The organism is Thermotoga sp. 2812B, from assembly GCF_000789335.1.
Lineage (GTDB): Bacteria > Thermotogota > Thermotogae > Thermotogales > Thermotogaceae > Thermotoga > Thermotoga maritima.
Genome location: NZ_CP003408.1, coordinates 471,239 through 490,441 on the forward strand (window position 1 = coordinate 471,239; position 19,203 = coordinate 490,441).

At 47.5% G+C, this 19,203-nt stretch carries 18 protein-coding genes and 5 tRNA genes; 7 read left to right on the forward strand and 16 right to left on the reverse strand.

The features are described from left to right. Positions 1–10: 10 nt before the first annotated feature. From T2812B_RS02435 to T2812B_RS02495, 13 genes are all read right to left on the reverse strand, one after another. Positions 11–3,802: a DNA-directed RNA polymerase subunit beta gene (locus T2812B_RS02435; protein ID WP_008192102.1), complete on the reverse strand. Its 3,792-nt coding sequence runs from the start codon at positions 3,800–3,802 to the stop codon at positions 11–13. A gap of 190 nt (positions 3,803–3,992) precedes the next feature. Beyond that, on the reverse strand, positions 3,993–4,379 hold the full coding sequence (gene rplL, locus T2812B_RS02440; RefSeq protein WP_004081509.1) for a 50S ribosomal protein L7/L12: 387 nt from the start codon (positions 4,377–4,379) through the stop codon (positions 3,993–3,995). Between the two features lie 15 nt (positions 4,380–4,394). Then, a complete protein-coding gene (gene rplJ / locus T2812B_RS02445) occupies positions 4,395–4,934 on the reverse strand; it encodes a 50S ribosomal protein L10 (RefSeq protein ID WP_004081510.1) in 540 nt (179 codons plus the stop codon). A 140-nt stretch (positions 4,935–5,074) separates the two neighbouring features. Next, positions 5,075–5,776: a 50S ribosomal protein L1 gene (gene rplA / locus T2812B_RS02450; RefSeq protein WP_004081511.1), complete on the reverse strand. Its 702-nt coding sequence runs from the start codon at positions 5,774–5,776 to the stop codon at positions 5,075–5,077. Between the two features lie 23 nt (positions 5,777–5,799). Continuing rightward, positions 5,800–6,225: a 50S ribosomal protein L11 gene (gene rplK / locus T2812B_RS02455; RefSeq protein WP_004081512.1), complete on the reverse strand. Its 426-nt coding sequence runs from the start codon at positions 6,223–6,225 to the stop codon at positions 5,800–5,802. A 47-nt stretch (positions 6,226–6,272) separates the two neighbouring features. Further along, a complete protein-coding gene (gene nusG / locus T2812B_RS02460; protein WP_004081513.1) occupies positions 6,273–7,334 on the reverse strand; it encodes a transcription termination/antitermination protein NusG in 1,062 nt (353 codons plus the stop codon). Positions 7,335–7,345: 11 nt separating this feature from the next. Further along, a complete protein-coding gene (gene secE / locus T2812B_RS02465) occupies positions 7,346–7,543 on the reverse strand; it encodes a preprotein translocase subunit SecE (RefSeq protein ID WP_004081514.1) in 198 nt (65 codons plus the stop codon). Positions 7,544–7,569: 26 nt separating this feature from the next. Further along, positions 7,570–7,645, reverse strand: a tRNA-Trp gene (locus T2812B_RS02470). A 4-nt stretch (positions 7,646–7,649) separates the two neighbouring features. Then, positions 7,650–7,799: a 50S ribosomal protein L33 gene (rpmG, locus tag T2812B_RS02475; RefSeq protein WP_004081515.1), complete on the reverse strand. Its 150-nt coding sequence runs from the start codon at positions 7,797–7,799 to the stop codon at positions 7,650–7,652. Between the two features lie 25 nt (positions 7,800–7,824). Then, positions 7,825–7,911, reverse strand: a tRNA-Tyr gene (locus T2812B_RS02480). Between the two features lie 9 nt (positions 7,912–7,920). Next, positions 7,921–7,996 (reverse strand) — tRNA-Thr (locus T2812B_RS02485). A gap of 23 nt (positions 7,997–8,019) precedes the next feature. Then, positions 8,020–8,092 (reverse strand) — tRNA-Met (locus tag T2812B_RS02490). A gap of 106 nt (positions 8,093–8,198) precedes the next feature. After that, positions 8,199–8,274, reverse strand: a tRNA-Met gene (locus T2812B_RS02495). Positions 8,275–8,330: 56 nt separating this feature from the next. On the opposite strand from T2812B_RS02495, the gene T2812B_RS09675 reads away from it, so the two are divergent. The 7 genes from T2812B_RS09675 (at position 8,331) to T2812B_RS02525 (ending at position 15,734) form a co-directional block, all read left to right on the forward strand. After that, positions 8,331–8,483 carry a hypothetical protein gene (locus T2812B_RS09675; RefSeq protein ID WP_004081516.1) on the forward strand — a complete coding sequence of 51 codons (153 nt, stop codon included), beginning with the start codon at positions 8,331–8,333 and terminating at the stop codon, positions 8,481–8,483. Between the two features lie 90 nt (positions 8,484–8,573). Beyond that, positions 8,574–9,236 carry an FAD-dependent thymidylate synthase gene (thyX, locus tag T2812B_RS02500; RefSeq protein ID WP_004081517.1) on the forward strand — a complete coding sequence of 221 codons (663 nt, stop codon included), beginning with the start codon at positions 8,574–8,576 and terminating at the stop codon, positions 9,234–9,236. Continuing rightward, positions 9,233–11,368, forward strand: a complete 2,136-nt coding sequence (locus tag T2812B_RS02505) for an outer membrane protein assembly factor (RefSeq protein WP_008192085.1) — start codon at positions 9,233–9,235, stop codon at positions 11,366–11,368. The genes thyX and T2812B_RS02505 overlap by 4 nt, the downstream gene beginning before the upstream one ends. Positions 11,369–11,380: 12 nt before the next feature. Then, positions 11,381–12,523 (forward strand): 5-(carboxyamino)imidazole ribonucleotide synthase, encoded by a 1,143-nt coding sequence (gene purK, locus T2812B_RS02510; RefSeq protein ID WP_008192084.1) that lies wholly within the window; start codon positions 11,381–11,383, stop codon positions 12,521–12,523. Next, positions 12,511–13,026 (forward strand): 5-(carboxyamino)imidazole ribonucleotide mutase, encoded by a 516-nt coding sequence (gene purE / locus T2812B_RS02515; protein WP_008192081.1) that lies wholly within the window; start codon positions 12,511–12,513, stop codon positions 13,024–13,026. Before purK ends, purE begins: the two co-directional genes overlap by 13 nt. 120 nt (positions 13,027–13,146) lie before the next feature. Next, positions 13,147–14,361 carry a [FeFe] hydrogenase H-cluster maturation GTPase HydF gene (gene hydF / locus T2812B_RS02520; RefSeq protein WP_008192079.1) on the forward strand — a complete coding sequence of 405 codons (1,215 nt, stop codon included), beginning with the start codon at positions 13,147–13,149 and terminating at the stop codon, positions 14,359–14,361. Next, complete coding sequence (locus T2812B_RS02525) at positions 14,358–15,734, forward strand: aspartate ammonia-lyase (RefSeq protein WP_008192077.1); 1,377 nt, start codon at positions 14,358–14,360, stop codon at positions 15,732–15,734. Before hydF ends, T2812B_RS02525 begins: the two co-directional genes overlap by 4 nt. Here T2812B_RS02525 and T2812B_RS02530 read toward each other — a convergent pair. Genes T2812B_RS02530 through T2812B_RS02540 form a run of 3 tightly spaced genes read right to left on the reverse strand, consistent with a single transcriptional unit; the run spans position 15,722 to position 19,203 of the window. After that, positions 15,722–17,152 (reverse strand): gluconokinase, encoded by a 1,431-nt coding sequence (locus tag T2812B_RS02530; RefSeq protein ID WP_008192074.1) that lies wholly within the window; start codon positions 17,150–17,152, stop codon positions 15,722–15,724. The genes T2812B_RS02525 and T2812B_RS02530 overlap by 13 nt on opposite strands. Further along, the gene (locus T2812B_RS02535) at positions 17,149–18,432 is read right to left on the reverse strand and encodes a lactate racemase domain-containing protein (RefSeq protein WP_008192071.1); all 1,284 of its coding nucleotides are present in this window, start codon (positions 18,430–18,432) and stop codon (positions 17,149–17,151) included. The genes T2812B_RS02530 and T2812B_RS02535 overlap by 4 nt, the downstream gene beginning before the upstream one ends. A gap of 12 nt (positions 18,433–18,444) precedes the next feature. Continuing rightward, a complete protein-coding gene (locus tag T2812B_RS02540; RefSeq protein WP_008192065.1) occupies positions 18,445–19,203 on the reverse strand; it encodes an SDR family oxidoreductase in 759 nt (252 codons plus the stop codon).

Genomic DNA, 19,203 nt, shown 5'->3' on the forward strand with positions numbered 1-19,203 from the left:
AACCTCCCAATCAGTACTTGTCGATATCTATCTCGTTACCGTTCTCATCGTAGAGTCTCACATCGAGCGCGAGACCTCTGAGTTCTTTGATGAGAACCCTAAAGCTTTCGGGAACACCAGGTTCAGGTATATTCATGTTCTTCAGTATGGCTTTATAGGCTTCGTTTCTTCCTTTTATGTCGTCGGATTTTATGGTGAGCATCTCCGCAAGAGTATGAGCAGCTCCATAGGCCTCCAGAGCCCAGACCTCCATTTCTCCAAGCCTCTGTCCACCGAAGTGAGACTTTCCACCGAGAGGCTGCTGGTGAATGAGAGAGTACGGTCCTGTGGACCTTGCGTGAATCTTTTCTTTGGCTATATGGATGAGTTTCAGCATGTACATGTAACCAACCACCACAGGATTGTCGAAGGGTTCTCCCGTTCTTCCATCTCTGAGAACCACTTTTCCATTCGGATTGTTTTCGTCGTCTCCAAGGTGAAGGCCTCTCTTCTTCCTTTCTTCGTAGAGCGGTCTGAGAATTTCGTCTTCTTTCGCCCCTTCGAACACAGGAGTTGCGAACCATTTTCCAGTTAGTTTGGCGAGCCATCCAAGGTGCGTTTCCAGAATCTGACCGACGTTCATACGTGAAGGTATTCCCAGCGGGTTCAGTACCATCTGAACCGGTGTTCCATCGGGTAGGAACGGCATGTCTTCTTTTGGAAGTATGTTTGAAACGACTCCTTTGTTTCCGTGGCGTCCTGCGAGTTTGTCTCCGATGTCGAGCGTCTTTCTTGAGGCAACGTACACCCTGACGAGTTTCAAAACTCCCGCTCCCAGTTCTGCTATATCGTTTTGATCGTAAACATCGACCCTTATAACTCTTCCCTCAACCCCGTGAGGCAGCCTGAGAGATGTATCCTTCACGTCTCTTCCGCGTTCACCAAAAACGGATCTGATGATCTTTTCTTCGGGTGTTGTGTCTCCTTCGCCTTTCGGCGTCACTTTTCCAACCAGTATCGCCTGAGAACCCACTCCATAGTCACTCACAACGTACGCTCCAACTCTGATGATTCCGTTCTCATCGAGATTTTTCAGAAGTTCTTTGCTCACGTTCGGTATATCAGCGGTGATCTCTTCAGGACCGAGCCTCGTTTCTCTTGCTTGAGTTTCATAAACTTCTATGTGGATCGATGTGAAGACGTCTTCTTCGAGAAGCTCCTGACTCACAAGGATGGCGTCCTCGTAGTTGTAACCTTCCCATGGCATGAAGGCAACGAGGATGTTCCTTCCAAGTGCCAGTTCTCCCATGTCGGTTGCCGGACCGTCGGCTATGGGATCACCCTTCTTCACAAAATCGCCTTCGTTCACGATGGGTTTTTGATTTATCATCGTATCCTGGTTGGATCTCACAAACTTTAGAAGTCTGTATTCATCAACCACTGGATTGCCTTTATCGTCGTACATGAGATTTCCATTCTCGTCCGTTCTGTGAACAACAACTCTGGCAGCGTCGACCTCTTTCACTATTCCATCGTGTTCTGCGAGAATAACATAACCAGAATTTTTCGCTGCTTCCCATTCCATTCCAGTTCCAACGAGGGGTGCTTCTGTTTTCAGAAGTGGGACGGCCTGCCTCTGCATGTTCGAACCCATGAGGGCTCGGCTGGCGTCGTCGTGTTCGAGGAACGGAATGAGTGAAGCCGAGACACTGAAGGGTTGCTTCGTCGATACATCCATGAAATCTACTTCTTCTTTGGGAACAAGCCTGATATCTTCACCCATTCGAGCCACTACTCTCTCTGGTATTATGTTGCCCTCTTCATCCACGGGTGTGGTGGCAGGTATGATTTTGTACTCTTCTTCTTCGTTGGCCCTCAGATAGACCACTTCATCCGTTACTTTTCCATTGACTACCTTTCTATAAGGAGTCATGAGAAATCCGTATTCATCGATTTTAGCGTATATAGCCAGAGATGTTATGAATCCTATGTTCGCGCCTTCGGGTGTTTCAATGGGACACAGCCTTCCGTACTGAGAGTAGTGCACGTTTCTTGCTTCGAAGACTTTGGATTCTCTTCTCAATCCACCGGGTCCGACAGCAGAAACCCTTCTTTTGTGAGTGAGTTCCGACAGAGGATTCACCTGATCCATGAACTGAGAAAGCTGGTTCATCGCGAAGAACTGGTTGACCGTTGATATGATGGATTTTATGTTTATAAGGCTCTGAATGGAAACCTTACTCAAAGAGTTTATGAGTGTGAGTCTTTCCTGAATGGCCTTCTGCGCCCTTGCGAACAATCTCTCGAACTCTCTCTGAACGAGTTCTCCAACGGTTCTAACACGTTTGTTCCCGAGGTGATCCTTCGTATCGAAAGGTATCGAAGGAAGCTCTTTGTTTATGTTGGAAACATACCTGATAGCAGCAAACACACCGAGATCAGATGTTACTCCGTAATTTCTCCGGAACACAGATACAAGTTTTCTGAGATCGTAGGGAGCCGTTTTTCTCTTTTCCAAGTATTCTTCCTTGAAGATTCTGATCAGATTCTTCAACTCGTAGGAATCTATTTCAAAATCGTTGACGTATCTTCTCTCAAAGTAGTCGAAGAGAATTCTGGAAGCGAGGACTATATCAAGTGGTTTCAGAACGAGAGAAGTTTCGTTGTAAACCTTCTTCCTCGCCTCTTCGGGATCTTCCCCTTCAACCTCTATGAGGTACCTGATGTAAGCGTTTCTGAGTCTTTCGTTGACTTTGTATCTTCCCACCTCGGAAAGATCGTACCTTTCTGGATTGAAGAAGAGGTCGTGCAGATACCTTTTTGCCGCGTTTATTCTTGGAAGTTCTTCGGGTCGCAATCTCCTGAAAATTTCCAGATATGCGTCCACAACGGTGACCTCGTTTAAACCGTAAATCTTTGTCTTTTCCTCTTCTTCCTCTCCCTCTTCGCTCGAGGAAGACACCACTTCCAGCATCTTTTCAAATGTATTTTGAGCTATTGGATGAACTATTTTTATCTGATTTATGTCATCTATCATCAGAATCCTTTCCGCGAGATCTTTGGTCAGGATATCCCATTTTTCAGCGATCTTCCTGTCACCATCGTAGATGTCTTCGAGCAGAATGGAGCCCACGTGGAGCAGGAGACTATCTTCATCGTCGGCATCCAGATAGGTGGGATAAAGGGAGAGGATATCCTCATCTTTTTCGTAACCGATCGTTTTCAGAAAGAGGAAAAGGTTGACCTTCTTTCCGTCAAGGCCCGCGTAAAGAACTCCATCGTAGGGATCGAGGATGACTTCGAGCCATGCACCTCGAGAAGGGAGAAAGTACCCGCCGTATTCTTCTCTGTCTATGTACTCAGACGAGAAGTAAAGCCCTGGGGAAACCACTATCTGATTGACTACAACCCTTTCTGCTCCGTTTATTATGAACGTTCCACGATCCGTCATGTAGGGAATGTAGCCAAGGAACACTTCTTCTTCCTTCATCTCACCGCTTTTCATATCGGTGAGACGAGCCGTCGCATATATCGGAACACTGTAGGTTAGACCCTTCGCTTTACATTCAAGGGGATCGATGGCAGGTTCTCCTGTTCTGGTTGAAACAAACTCGAGAGCAAATCCTCTGTCTGATTTTCTCAAATCTGAGCGGGTCGCCTGCGAATAAATGGGAGAAAATTTCTTGAGGACTTCAAGCAAACCTTCTTCGAGGAATCTTCGGTAGGAACTCTTCTGGATCTCCACGAGGTCTGGAATTGGCAGGGGCTCTCGGCTCTTGCCGAAAGAAACCCTCGTCCTCCTACCGCAAGAGATCTCTTTCATTTTCTCACCTCTCAATGTGGAATAAGAAACTCCCAGGATTTCTCTCCCGGGTTTTGCTTGGATCGAACGGAAAGGAAACAACATGGTGAGGAAGAACGTTTGTACCACACTCTATTTATTAAAACACAAAAACCCTGTACCGGCAAGAGGCGGTACAGGGTTGCAACATTCTTTTTTCACAAACGAAAATTTACTTCAGTTCCACTTCAGCACCAGCTTCTTCGAGTTTCTTCTTGATCTCTTCTGCCTCTTCTTTGGAAACACCGCTCTTAATGACTGCATCGGGTGAACCGGCTTTTTCGACGAGGTCTTTGGCTTCCTTGAGACCGAGTCCGGTGATTTCCCTGACAACTTTGATGACCTGAATCTTGTTCTGGCCGAAGCTCTTCAAAACGACGTCAAACTCTGTCTTTTCTTCCTGAGCGGCACCGGCAGCTGCTCCAGCAACTGGGGCAGCAGCGACAGCCACAGGTGCAGCAGCAGTCACTCCAAATTTGTCTTCGAGCTTCTTCACGAGTTCTGCAAGCTCTGAAACTGTGAGTTTCTCAATCGCTTCGATGATTTCATCAATCGTCATCTTCAAACACCTCCATCATTCAGATTTTTTCTCTTTAATAGCATTGAGCACATACACGAGATTCCTCAAAATACCACTCAATGCAAACACAAGACCGGTAATCGGAGCTTTCACGCGACCAACGAGCATAGCGTAGAGCTCTTCTTTGGATGGGAGTTTCGCAATGTTTTCCACTTCTTCTGCCGTGAATTTCTTTCCTTCGAGGAAACCACCCTTGAGCCTCGAAAGATCTGCTTTCTTATCCTTGTAAAAGTTGTAAATTATCTTGACAGCTTCTACAGGGTCTCCTTCAGTGACGTAGAGTACAGCTGTGGGTCCCTTGAGAAATTCTTCGTAACCTTCGTACTCAGCGTTCTTGAGAGCGAGATTCAAGAGAGTGTTCTTCACAACCCTGAACCTTGCTCCATCTCCGTACTTTTCTCTCAATCTAGAACGAAGCTCGGTGAGATCAGCTACCGTGAAACCCAGGAAATCGGCAAAGAGTATCAGCGATGTCTTTTTGAATATTTCACTCATTTCTTTAACTATGAGTTCTTTCTGTTGCCTGGTCAGCAAAGGATTCACCTCCCAAAAAAATTTTGTGGACCCCGGAGGGTCCACAAAAAGGTCATAGAACCTTTCTGGGACGCCTCCGGCAGGATCTTTAACCCCACGGGCCCTGCCATCTACGGCGTCTTATTGAGTTTTCGATTGCTTTACTCTTTCAACAAACTCTGAAGATTCAATTTTATACCGGGTCCCATTGTAGAAGCCAAAACCACTTTTTTTATGAACTGTCCTTTCACACCTGCGGGTTTCATCTGCATGATCTGTTTTATTGCCGCGATTATGTTTTCCTTCAGTTTCTCGTTATCAAAGCTCCTCTTACCAACGGGTATGTGGATGTTCCCAGTTTTGTCCGTTCTGACCTCGATTCTTCCTTTTTTAAACTCTTTAACCGCTTCTGCTACTTCCTGAGTCACCGTTCCAGATTTGGGCGATGGCATCAAACCTCTTGGTCCCAGAATCTTTCCGAGCCTTCCGATTATTCTCATCATATCAGGTGTGGCTATTGCAACATCGAAATCGAGAAAACCTTCTTTTTCTATTTTTTCTACAAGATCCTCAGCTCCTACGTAATCCGCGCCCGCTTCCAAAGCCTCTTTTGCCTTTTCACCTTTGGCAAACACCAGAACCTTGACTTCCTTACCTGTCCCGTGTGGAAGCACGATCGTTCCTCTGATGTGCTGTTCAGGTTTCCTGTAGTCTATTCCAGTTTGAATGTGGAGTTCTATCGTTTCATCGAATTTCGCCGTGGCAGTTTTTTTAACGAGTTCTATGGCTTCGTCAAGATCGTAGTACTTTGTTCTGTCCACCAGTTTCCTTGCTTCAAGATACCTCTTGGAGTGCTTCGGCATTGCGCCTCCTCCTTTCCGTTACATCAGTCCACTACTTCTATTCCCATACTCTTAGCGGTTCCTTCAATGATCTTCATGGCTGCTTCCAAGCTGTTTGCGTTCAAATCTGGCATCTTTGTTTTCGCTATTTCTTCAATCTGTTTTCTGGTAACTTTTCCAACTATCTTTCTTTTTGGCTCGGAAGAACCCTTCTCTATACCCGCTGCTTTCTTGAGAAGGAAGGAAGCAGGTGGTGTTTTGATGATGAAAGTGAACGACTTGTCTTCGTACACTGTGATAACAACAGGAAGTATCATGCCTGCTTTATCCGCTGTTTCGGCATTGAACCTTTTACAAAACTCCATGATGTTAACACCGTGCTGACCCAAGGCGGGTCCAACGGGTGGAGCCGGCGTGGCTTTTCCGGCAGGCAGTTGTAATTTAATCTGAGCCGCTACTTTCTTCGCCATGTTCGAACCTCCCTATGCGTGGTGCGGATTCCTCCTCCCACGTTTTCTCACTCGATTTTCTCCACTTCAGAAACATGAAGAACAACAGGAGTTTCACGTCCGAATATAGTTACGTTTACTTTCAATTCCTGTCTCTCTGGATCGATTTCCTTTATAACACCCGCAAAATCTTCGAAGGGACCGCTTATTATCTTCACCATGTCTCCAACCTTGAAACCGAGTTCGACCTTCACAGGTTTCTTCTTCTCTTCGTACTCTTCGAGGCCCGCGAGTCTCAAAATAGGTCTCATTTCTCTGTCTTTTACGGGAACGGGTTGTCCTCCCGAACTGACAAACCCCATAACGTATGGCACGGAACGAACGAAATTGTAGGCCTCATCGTTCATGATCATTTCCACGAACACATAACCCGGGAAGAGTTTTCTTCTTTTCGTCTTGTAGATTCTGATCTCTTTTCTTGTTGAATAATCCACCACTTCGACTCTTCCCGAAACCTTGGCGAAGAACTTCCTGGCTTCCGCAAGCATTTCCCCCTGTTTCACTTCTTTTCCTTTTTTTATCCTATCCCTGTCGAAAACATCCAAAGGAATGTAATAAACGTCCTGCTCACCATCGGGTGTCTGAACGACCACTTTTTTCATTCGTTCTATCTCAACGATCTTTCCATCCAGTTCACAGATGTACTCTTCGTTTTTCGAAAGCGGCAGTCCCTGCTTCACTTTCGTTCCAACCCTCAAACCCGGCTCGATTCCCGCAGACTCGGGAATGTAATACGTCTTCGTATACTTCCTATCGATGGTTTCCACAACAATCTTTCTGACGTTCTTCACGTCAACGATCACACCGCTTCTTCGAGCATAAATAGGAGGTTCTTCAGCTATCAAATCCCCTTTGTTAACATCTTTTCCATTGTTCACGTGTAATTTGGCCTTCGGAGAAAGTATGAGCCTCTCGGAAGGGCTGGTGGCGTCCAAAACTACCTCTTCAGGAATAACAATACGGCCCACCAGATTTTTTATCCCGGTGGCTTCGACTTTCTTTTCGATATTTTCTTTAACCTTTTCCTCGTAACCGGACATAGTAAGGACTATGTACCACTTTTTCTTCATCACCTATCACCTTATCCTATTCCCAGCGCTTTGAAAATCGCACTCACAACTCCCGAGAAGATGAAATCAAGCACAAAAAAATAAACACTTGTAACAGCGAGTATCACGAGAACAACACCAAAAGAAGTGAGCAACTCCTTTCGGGAGGGCCAGGAAATTTTCTTTGCTTCGGCGATGACTTCCCTGAAGAACTTTCGGAGTTTCTCCATTCTCGATGCCCCCTCAGATCAAAAAATGGCAGGGCCGGCAGGACTCGAACCCGCAACCACCGGTTTTGGAGACCGGCGCTCTACCAGTTGAGCTACGGCCCTGCGATTACGCTTTCGTTTCGGTATGAATCGTGTGGGCGTTGCACTTTGGGCAGTACTTTCTCAGTTCGAGCTTTGCTCTTTTGTCCTTGTTCCTTGTGGTGTAGTAGTTCTTGTTACCGCACTGAGAACATTTCAGAGCCACTTTCACTCGCATATCTTCCACCCTTTCTCAAAAAATCTGGTGGTGGGGGGAGGATTTGAACCTCCGAAGGCATTCTGCCAGCGGATTTACAGTCCGCCCCCTTTGGCCACTCGGGCACCCCACCACATACTTTTGGAGCCAGCGGTGGGACTCGAACCCACAACCTACTGATTACAAATCAGTCGCTCTACCGGTTGAGCTACGCTGGCCCTATTTCCTTTCCGATGACCTATGGCGGCGGTGGGACTCGAACCCACGACACGGTGATTATGAATCACCCGCTCTCGCCGCTGAGCTACGCCGCCCAAGACCGTTCATTAATTTTACTATCAGAGCTTTTCTTTGTCAACCTCGAACATCTTTGAACGATGTGTTAAAATAATAAGGAGAGCCGTGCTCTCCTTCAGGAACTGGTGGGCTCGGGAGGATTCGAACCCCCGACCACCCGGTTATGAGCCGGGCGCTCTGCCAACTGAGCTACGAGCCCACACCGCTATCAGATTATATTCTAACAAAACCCCGTTGTCAAGGAGTGTGATCAGCATGAAGAAAGATCCCATCAAGGAAATGCTCGTAAAATATCCGAGAATTCTCGTGATAAAAGCCGCTCTGAAGATTTTAAAGGACGGAAATAAGATAGACCGAGAACGGATCGAAAAAACGATTGTCAAGATCATGACCAAAAAGGAGGGCTGAAAACTTCAGCCCTCTAAGCTTATATGTTAGTATTGTTATAAAAGACCGGCACCCTCCAACAACGAGCACTCTCCGGAAGGGAGGATATCGATGAAGATCGATATCTTGGACAAAGGATTCGTTGAACTTGTGGATGTGATGGGAAACGACCTCTCCGCTGTACGGGCTGCCCGCGTTTCTTTCGATATGGGTTTGAAAGACGAAGAAAGGGATAGACATCTCATCGAATATCTCATGAAACACGGTCACGAGACACCTTTCGAACATATTGTCTTCACTTTCCACGTGAAAGCCCCTATATTCGTGGCGAGGCAGTGGTTCAGACACAGGATCGCTTCTTACAACGAACTGAGCGGCAGATACTCGAAGCTCTCCTACGAATTCTACATTCCCTCTCCCGAACGCCTGGAAGGGTACAAAACGACCATCCCTCCCGAACGGGTGACGGAGAAGATCTCAGAAATAGTCGATAAAGCGTATCGAACGTATCTGGAGTTGATAGAAAGCGGTGTTCCTCGAGAAGTGGCAAGGATAGTGCTCCCTTTGAATCTGTACACGAGGTTTTTCTGGACTGTGAACGCAAGAAGTCTCATGAACTTTTTGAACCTGAGGGCAGATTCTCACGCTCAGTGGGAAATTCAACAGTACGCTCTGGCAATCGCGAGAATTTTCAAAGAGAAGTGTCCCTGGACTTTTGAGGCATTTCTCAAGTATGCTTATAAAGGAGATATCCTGAAGGAGGTACAGGTATGAAGAAAGAACTGGTTCTTCTGATGGTTCTGCTGGCTGTTTCCGCGATGGCAATTTACATCTCAGAAGTCGATTTCAAGGGATTGAACACACTCAATTCCGAATTCATAGTTCAAAAAGTCGGAAAACTCTTCGGAGAGGTATCATCCGATGAAATTCAGGAGTATCTGAAAAAAGTCTTCAACCTTGGATATTTCTCCTCTCTAACACCCTCTCTGGAACCAGCTGATGTGGGCTACAGACTTGTCGTCTCACTGGAGGAAAATCCAGTTGTCAAAGATTGGAAACTGGAAATAGAGGGCCCTGGTCTGGTGGACAAAAAAGAACTCGAAGAGCTCGTTAAAATCGAGAAAGGCATGCCGTTGAACGTGAACCTTTTGAAAGAAACGTTCGAAGCTATGAGAAACAAGTATCAGGAAGCGGGATACTTTCTTGTGGAGATAAACGGAAACTTTGAAGACGGTACTTATAAAATCGTTGTGAAAGAATACGCTCTTTGGGATATCGTTTTCAACGGAGAAGTGGATGGCCTTGATTTCGTTTCCATCCTTTCGAAAGCGAAGATAAAAACCCTGAGAGACTTCTATTCTTCCTCTCCACTGGTGAGGTTTTTCACCATGAGCAAGAAAGATTTCTATCCAAAGTACTCCGATATAAACAACCTCATCTCAGTTATAAATTCCTACCCGTTCTTCTCGAAAGAAACAACGGTTGACTTCAAGAAAACCACGGTGAAGGACATCGAAGAAAAAAACGTCGTAATCATGGTGGTCAATGTAGTGCAGAGAAGACTGTTTGAAGGAGAGAAAGCTTTCAAAGAGATTCTCTTCCACGGTAACACGATCTTCACGGATCAGGAGCTTTTGAAAGCGTCCGGGTTGTCTCCAGATCAGCCCTACACGAATTCTCAGGTGCTTCTCGCGATGAACAGAATAGTTGATTTTTACGAGAAGAACAATTTCCCATACACGTGGGTGGAAGCAAAGGTAGAAGACGACAGCCTCGTGTTCGATATCTACGAGAAATACGTTCGCTCCGTTAAAATCGAAGGACTCAAGAAAACAAAACCCTACGTGGTGGAGAACCTGGTCACCATAAAAGAAGGAGAACCTCTGAACAAAGAAGAGATCATGCTCACCTACTCTTATCTGCAGAACAGCAGGTACTTCGATTCTGTGAACATATATCCACAGCTTTCTCCAAGCGCAACTCAGGTGGATGTCGTGATAGACCTCAAAGAAGCGGAAAAAACGAGGAATTTCATAGGTGGAATTGGATGGACCATGCCGAAAGAAGGTGAGTGGTGGCAGGGCTTCAGCGGAATGGTTCAGTTCTCCGCAGTGAACACTTTCGGCTACGGAGAGTCCTTCTCTGTGAATCTCAACCTCGGTTTCACCGAAAGGAGCTTTGAAGGAAGTGTAAAACTCCCTGTCAAATTCGAAGTTCCAATGAACCTTGAACTGGGGATTGGATACACAGATTACACCACCTCCAGCGGCACCGATACGATCAGCCTCAAAGGCTTGATCTCTTCTCTTCCGTACAAGGGGCATTCCTTCGGTATCGGACCCATCTACGAAAAAACATTGGTCGACGGAAGCAAGGGAACTCTCGCAATTCTCACGAGATACAAATACAACACCAAGAACTCCGCAATCCTTCCAACCGAAGGATACTACCTCTCGCTCGACCTGACGCGCGCGGGTCTTTTCGGGCTGGACGATCAAAAGTACTGGAAGGGCATCCTCTCGGGAGAAGCGTACTATCCGATCTTTGAAAGTCTCTTCTGGAGCTTCAAAGGCACAGGCGGAATGGTCCGCAACGAAATTGGAACGGAACTTTTGGAAGTTTCCGGACCTTACGCGGTACGTGGTTACAACTACTTCGAGACTGAAAAGATGTTCAAACTCTCAGCCGATCTGAACTGGATTCTCCAGAAAGAAAACGTACCCGTCGTCACTGGACTGTTCGTCGACTACGGCGGAATAGAAGAGAACGGAAATATGAACACTCTCTCCTCAGCAGGAGTGAAACTCGATCTCGTCGTTCCCCTTCTTGGAAGCGTGGAAGTTGGCGGTGCCTACAGATTCAACGAAAAGAACTGGCAAATCTACTTCTTCATGGGTGGCTGGTGAGGAGGGAAGTCGGTGAAAAAGATCGGCATCATTGGCGGTGGCCAACTCGGAAAGATGATGACCCTGGAAGCAAAGAAGATGGGGTTTTATGTGACCGTGCTCGATCCCACTCCGGGGAGCCCCGCTGGACAGGTGGCGGATGAGCAGATAGTCGCAGGTTTTTTCGACTCAGAAAGAATTGAAGATCTGGTAAAAGGTTCAGATGTTACCACCTACGATCTTGAACACATCGACGTTCAGACATTGAAGAAACTCTACGACGAGGGCTACAAAATACATCCCTCTCCGTACACTCTGGAAATCATACAGGATAAGTTCATTCAAAAAGAATTTTTGAAGAAAAACGGCATCCCAGTTCCCAGATACAAACCGGTGAAGGATCTGGAAAGCGACGTCAGGGAGTTCGGTTTCCCTGTTGTTCAAAAGGCGAGAAAAGGAGGATACGACGGCAGAGGTGTGTTCATCATAAAAAACGAAAAAGATCTCGAAAACGCCTTGAGTGGTGAGACCTACCTCGAGGAATTCGTTGAGATAGAAAAGGAACTCGCTGTCATGGTGGCAAGAAACGAAAAGGGAGAGATCGCGTGCTATCCTGTGGTGGAGATGTACTTCGATGAAGATGCGAACATATGCGATGTGGTGATAGCACCCGCCAGAATAGAAGAGAAAGAGACAAAGATCGCAAGAGATGTCGCTGTGAGTGTCGTGGAAGCCCTTGAAGGTATCGGAATCTTTGGCATCGAGATGTTCCTCACAAAACAGGGTGAGATCCTCGTCAACGAGATCGCACCACGCCCGCACAACTCCGGCCATTACACCATAGAAGCGTGTGTAACAAGCCAGTTTGAACAGCACATAAGGGCCATCATGAACCTGCCGCTTGGGTCAACAAAACTTCTCATCCCCGCCGTGATGGTGAACCTGCTCGGTGAAGAAGGGCATTACGGAAAACCTGTTCTTGTGGGTCTGGAAGAGGCTCTGGCCATAGAAGGCCTTTCCCTTCACTTCTATGGAAAAAAAGAAACAAGACCTTACAGGAAGATGGGACACTTCACCGTGGTCGATGACAGCGTGGAAAGGGCACTTGAGAAGGCACTGAAGGCAAAAAAGATCCTGAAGGTTGTATCGGAGGAGGGAGCGATGTGCCAAAGGTAGGAATCATCATGGGAAGTGATTCTGACCTTCCTGTGATGAAACAGGCAGCGGAGATCCTCGAGGAGTTTGGGATAGATTACGAGATCACGATCGTTTCCGCCCACAGAACTCCGGATCGCATGTTCGAGTACGCAAAGAGTGCCGAAGAGCGGGGTATAGAGGTCATCATCGCAGGAGCAGGGGGAGCAGCGCACCTTCCCGGAATGGTGGCAAGTATCACACATCTTCCCGTTATCGGTGTTCCTGTGAAGACCTCCACACTGAACGGTCTTGACTCTCTTTTATCCATCGTTCAGATGCCGGGGGGAGTTCCCGTTGCCACCGTCGCCATAAACAACGCAAAGAACGCGGGAATACTCGCAGCGTCCATTCTGGGGATCAAGTATCCGGAGATCGCAAAGAAGGTGAAAGAGTACAAGGAGAAAATGAAACAGGAAGTTCTGGAAAAGGCAAAAAAACTTGAAGAGATGGGATACAGGGAGTATCTGGAACAGAAGGGTTAATTTGTGATAAAATTAACTTGGAAAGCCCAATCCCACCTGAGGTGGAGGGTATCCGACACCGAGGGGGGAGAATACCCCTTCGGTTGTGCGAAGGGGATTTTTCTTTGTAGAGGTGATAGTGTGAGACTGCCGGACGCCGGTTTCAGAAGATACATCGTTGTTGCGGGAAGAAGGAACGTTGGAAAATCCTCTTTCATGAACGCCTTAGTTGGTCAGAACGTGTCTATCGTGAGCGATTATGCGGGAACTACGACCGATCCCGTCTACAAATCCATGGAACTTCATCCTATCGGTCCCGTCACCCTCGTGGATACTCCCGGACTCGACGACGTGGGAGAACTTGGAAGACTGAGGGTAGAGAAGGCAAGGAGGGTGTTCTACAGAGCAGACTGTGGAATTCTCGTGACAGACAGCGCACCAACTCCCTACGAAGACGACGTTGCAAATCTCTTCAAAGAGATGGAAATTCCTTTTGTGGTCGTGATAAACAAGATCGATGTTCTGAAGGAAAAAGCCATGGAACTGAAAAGACTGTACGAGGATCGATACGAAGCAAGGGTGCTCCTTGTCTCGGCACTTCGAAAGGAAGGCTTTGAAGATATAGGGAAAGTCCTCTCTGAGATCCTTCCGGACGACGAGGAAATTCCCTATCTTGGCGATCTGATAGATGGCGGTGATCTTGTGATTCTTGTTGTTCCCATAGACCTTGGAGCACCCAAGGGAAGGCTCATCATGCCACAGGTACACGCAATAAGAGAGACTCTGGACAGGGAAGCCATCGCACTCGTTGTGAAGGAAAGAGAACTCAGGTACGTGATGGAGAACATTGGAATGAAGCCGAAACTTGTGATCACAGATTCTCAGGCCGTGATGAAGGTCGTCTCCGACATCCCCGACGATGTGGAACTCACCACCTTCTCGATCGTGGAATCACGCTACCGTGGCGATCTTTCTTACTTCGTTGAGAGTGTGAAGAAGATAGAAGAGTTGAGAGATGGCGACACGGTCGTGATCATGGAAGGTTGCACCCACAGGCCCCTCACCGAAGACATCGGAAGGGTGAAGATTCCAAGATGGCTCGTGAACCACACGGGAGCGCAGCTCAACTTCAAGGTCATAGCCGGAAAAGATTTTCCTGATCTTGAGGAAATAGAAAACGCAAAACTTATCATCCACTGCGGTGGATGTGTTCTGAACCGCTCAGCGATGATGAGAAGGGTAAGGATGGCAAAAAGACTCGGTATACCGATGACGAACTACGGTGTGACCATCTCTTACCTTCACGGTGTGCTAGAGCGGGCGATTCGTCCATTCAGGGAGGAAGTGAGGGTTTGAGAAAAGAAAGAGACTATCTCGGAGAACTGGAGATAGAAGACGACGCTTACTATGGAATACACACCAGGCGAGCCCTGATGAACTTTCCACCAACTGGCGAAAGGCTCGACGAAACGTTCATCTGGGCGTACTTCATGGTGAAAAAAGCCTGCGCTCTTCTCAACACCGAACTCGGATACCTGGACGAGCAAATAGGAAACGCCATTGTAAAGGCATGCGATGAATGGGAAACGTTGAAAGAACACGTTCTGGTGGATCCCCTCTCGGGTGGAGCTGGAACGTCGATAAACATGAACATAAACGAGGTGATAGCAAACAGGGCAACAGAGATACTCGGTGGAAAGAAAGGAGAATACCTCGTCGATCCCATAGATCACGTGAACTTGCACCAGTCAACGAACGACACCTTTCCAACGAGTGCGAAGATCGCCACCATCGTGAAACTGAGAAAACTCATAGAAGCGGTGATAAATCTTCAGGAGAAGATCCAGGAGAAAGAGAAGGAGTTCTACTCCATCAGAAAGCCGGGAAGAACCCAGCTCATGGATGGTCCACCGATCATGCTTGGACAGGAGTTCGGTGCCTTCGCCGATGCCCTCGCAAGGGACAGATGGAGGCTCCACAAGGTCGAAGAGAGAATAAGAAGCGTGAACATCGGGGGAACAGCGATCGGAACTGGAGTTGGGGCACCGAAAGATTACATCTTGAAGATCGTGGAAAAAGTAAGAGAAGTAACGAAGGTGAAGATCGCCAAGGCGGAAAACCTCATAGACGCAACCCAAAACTGGGATGTCTTTGCGGAGGTTCACGGTCTTTTAAAATCCCTTGCTGTGAATCTCTACAAGATCTCAAACGATATCAGACTCCTTGGAAGTGGGCCAAACACGGCGATAGGTGAACTCATTTTGCCGGCGGTTCAGGCTGGAAGTTCCATCATGCCGGGAAAGGTGAATCCGGTTGTTCCAGAGTATGTGATGCAGCTCTGCCACATGGTCTTTGGCCACGACACGATACTGAACCACACATGTGCACTCGGAAACCTCGAACTCAACCAGTTCGCCCCACTCATAGTCCATCTCACACTCAAGTCCCTCACACTTCTCACAAACGCCTGTCGCTCCCTGACGGAATACGTGGTGAACATAAAGGCAAACGAAAAGCGGTGTGAGGAACATCTCTCACGTTCTGTGTCGAACCTCACACCGCTGATAAAGATGTTCGGTTACGAGGCCGTCTCAGAAGCGGTGAAGAGGGCAAACTGGGATATCGGAAAGACTCTGGAAATTCTCTCTCGGGAAAAGAACGTTCCGATCGACGAAATAGCAAAAAAACTGGATCTGAAGAAGATGACCGGTCTTGGTTACTCCCTGTAGAAATAGTCCACCAGTTTTTCGTAGAGAAATCTGTAATCATCGTAGAGTTGTTCGTATTTTTCGTTTCTTTCAGGATCGCAGCGAAAAACCTGCTCCACATGGACTTCCTTTTCAAGGAATTCTTCTACGCTCTCTCCTAGAGATTTCAGGGCCATCACGTAGGCACCGAAGGCGGAAGGATTCTCCACGTTTGTGACCGTGATATCTTTTCCCAGAACATCCGCAAGGAGCTGAACCCAGTAAGGCGAACTGGTGAAGCCTCCCGTTGCAACGATCCGAACAGGATCCACATTCCCCACTTTTTTTACCGCGTTGTATATGTCTTTTATTCTGAAACAGATTCCTTCAAGCGCCGCCCTGGCGATATCGCTTCTTCTGTGAGATGAAGCAAGTCCCACCAGAACACCCCTGTACCTTTCTCTCCAGTGAGGTGCCCTTTCACCGTTTAGGAAGGGAAGGAAAACAAGACCGTTTGCCCCGATTGAAGACTTCTTTGCCTCCTCTATGATCTCGTCGTAACTGTCGAACTTCATAACATCTTTCAGCCACATCAGCACGATTCCACCGTTGTTTATCGCACCACCAAGAACGTAGTTTTTCTCATCGATCAGATAGCACCATGTGGAGATACCTTCCCGATCTATCACGGGTCTGTCCAGAACCACACGGAACGCACCACTTGTTCCGATCGTTACGGTGGCAGAATCCGGATCCATAGCGTTCAGTCCAACATTCGTCATCACCCCGTCTCCACCGCCGAGGACCAGATAGACCTCTCTGAAACCAAGTTCTTTCGCTACTTCTTCTTTCGCTTTCAACTGAGCGTAAGGTGACTTGAGTTCTGGCAGGTTTTCTTTCTTCACTCCCACGATCCCGAGGATCTCATCGTCCCACTCAAGGGAATGTATGTTCATCATACCGGTTCCAGATGCAAGGGAAATCTCCTCTACGAACTCTCCTGTCAGTTTGTTGACTATGAAGGCTTTTATCGAACAGAACTTCTTTGAATCTGAGTTCTTCTTCATCCAGAGAATCTTCGAAGGCCAGTACATCGGATGAAGCGGGCAGGCCGTTCTTTCGTAGAAGAACCTGGTTCCGTATTTCTTTTCGAGTTCTTCCTTTTCACGATAGGACCTTCTGTCCACCCAGTTGAGAAGGGGTGTTACCGGATTGAAATCTTCATCGAGCCCAACCACACTGTGAAAAACAGAACTCATTCCAACGTAGAGAACGTCTCCTTCCTTTGGAATCTGCTTCAAGAGGTAGTAAACGGCCGACAGAATCTCTTTTGGGTCCTGCTCCACTGCCTCTGGAGATGGGAAAAAGATCCTGTAGGACTTCTTCAGAACCTTCCACTCACCGTTACTTTTGAACATGAGACGAGCGCTTTCTGTTCCAATGTCTATGGCCGCTATCATCTTCTCCTCTCCCTCAGATCGTAGAGATACTTTCCTCCCGGCACTATCCAGAGGGAATCCTCGTCCATGAAATCTTCCTTTCTTATCTTCGAGGGGTCCATGTAGCCCAGGTTCACCGCTCTGCACTCGTCTTCAGGAATGGAGGTTGCCAAGATCACGTCGAACTCGAACTCTTCCTTTCCCGTTTCTGGATCGAACGTTCCAGCTCCCCTCACGTTGATCACATGCGCTGCAACGTTTTTGTTGAAGTCGGGATGCTTTTTCAGATACCACTTCACGTAGTCTTTGCAGTGGTATCCTATCTCCCTGATCCATCTGTCCATTTGAGGATTGGAGTGAAATCTCTTTATATGAGGTGCGTAGATGATGATCTGTCCACCTTTTACCATCACACCGGGCCTTTGGAGTTTGTAAGAACCCTTTCCGGCGGTCCAGACCTCGTCGTATTCTTCTCCAATCACCTGGACAGCTCTTTTGAGGGGGCGGTCTATGTACTTAACATGGAGTTGAGAACTGAGTTCACACGCCTTTTCGTACGCTTTCAGAAAGCCCTCGAATCCTTCGTCTATGTAGAGAGCCCTTGGAATCACCTCTTCCTCTTCCTCGTACACCATGTTCAGGGTGAAGGATCTTGCTTTGATCTTTCGAAAGATCATCTCCGATGCTCTGTTTATGATCTTCCGCGCAGGATTGTCCACCGTGCCTATGAGCTTTGGAATGCCCATGAGTACGGCGGCCCAGTGGAAGGTATCCACCACCTCCGTGCTGGCAACACCAGGAATGACGATCTTCAACCCACCCGAAAAGCCCGTTGATTCATGAGGAACGGTACCGTTTATGAAAAAGATCGCATCGAAGTCTCCAAAGAGCAGTTTATTCACCTTTATCGGTATCTCCTCTTCCAGATCCCCTTCTGTCATTTCGGAGACAAAATCAGAAGGAAGCGTTCCAACAAGCGTTAAGGCCTCTGGATTGAAGAACTCGTGGTTGTGGAAGAACACTCCTTTTTCGTCCCTTGAGATACCGAGTTTTCTTTCGAACTCTTCCACCTTCATCGCCCTGTGCGTGCCACTCGCGTTGAGCGTATGAAACTCTTTCAGACCTCTTTCAAGGAGAAACCTGTAGAGGTTCTTTGCCACTAAGTGGGTGAAATCTACACGAGTGTAATCCGTGTGCACCACCAGCACTTTTTTCACTCTTCCAAGATCTTCAACCAGTTCTGAAAGACCTTCTTTTATCTTCTCTTCGGTCAAAGGATCTCCTTCCAGATACACCGTCATGCTTTCACTCCTTCAATTTGCGGTCCATCCACCATCCACGAAGATGATCTGCCCTGTTACATACCGCGCCTTTTCGGAAGCAAGAAAAATGGCCACTCCTTTAAGATCTTCTGGAACACCTGTTCTTCCAAGAGGGATTCTCTTTAACATGTAGTCCAGTTTTTCTGGATCGCTGAACACAGCCTCTGTCATCTTGGTTCTGTACCAGCCTGGCGCTATCACATTCACCCTTATGCCGTACCTTCCCCACTCCTTTGCCAGGGCTTTCGTCAAAGAGGCAATGCCTCCTTTCGAAGCAGCGTACGCGGATATGTTGGGCATGGTGACTTCCTCAATGGTGAGAGATCCTATGTTTATGATAGAGGGATTATCAGATTCTCTTAGGAGTGAAAAGGCCTCCCTACACACGTAGTAGGTTCCAAAAAGGTTCACCTCTATCACCTGTCTGAACTCATCGAGCGGAAACTCTTCCGCTGGATGTCTTCTGTTTATTCCAGCAGCGTTGACCACCGTATCGAGTCTTCCAAATCTCTCCCTCACTGTTTCCAAAAGTTTTCTCACTTCCTCGTAGTTTGAGACATCACATCGGAAAGCCATCGTTTCAACACCGTATTTTTCTTTCAACCTTTGAGCCGCTTCTGACGCTTCCCCCAGACTTCTGCTTGCAACGACCACTGAACATCCAGCCTCTGCCAGCCCCTGAGCGATTCCAAAACCCAACCCACGAGAGCCGCCGGTTACAAGTGCAACCCTCCCCTTCAGATCGAACAC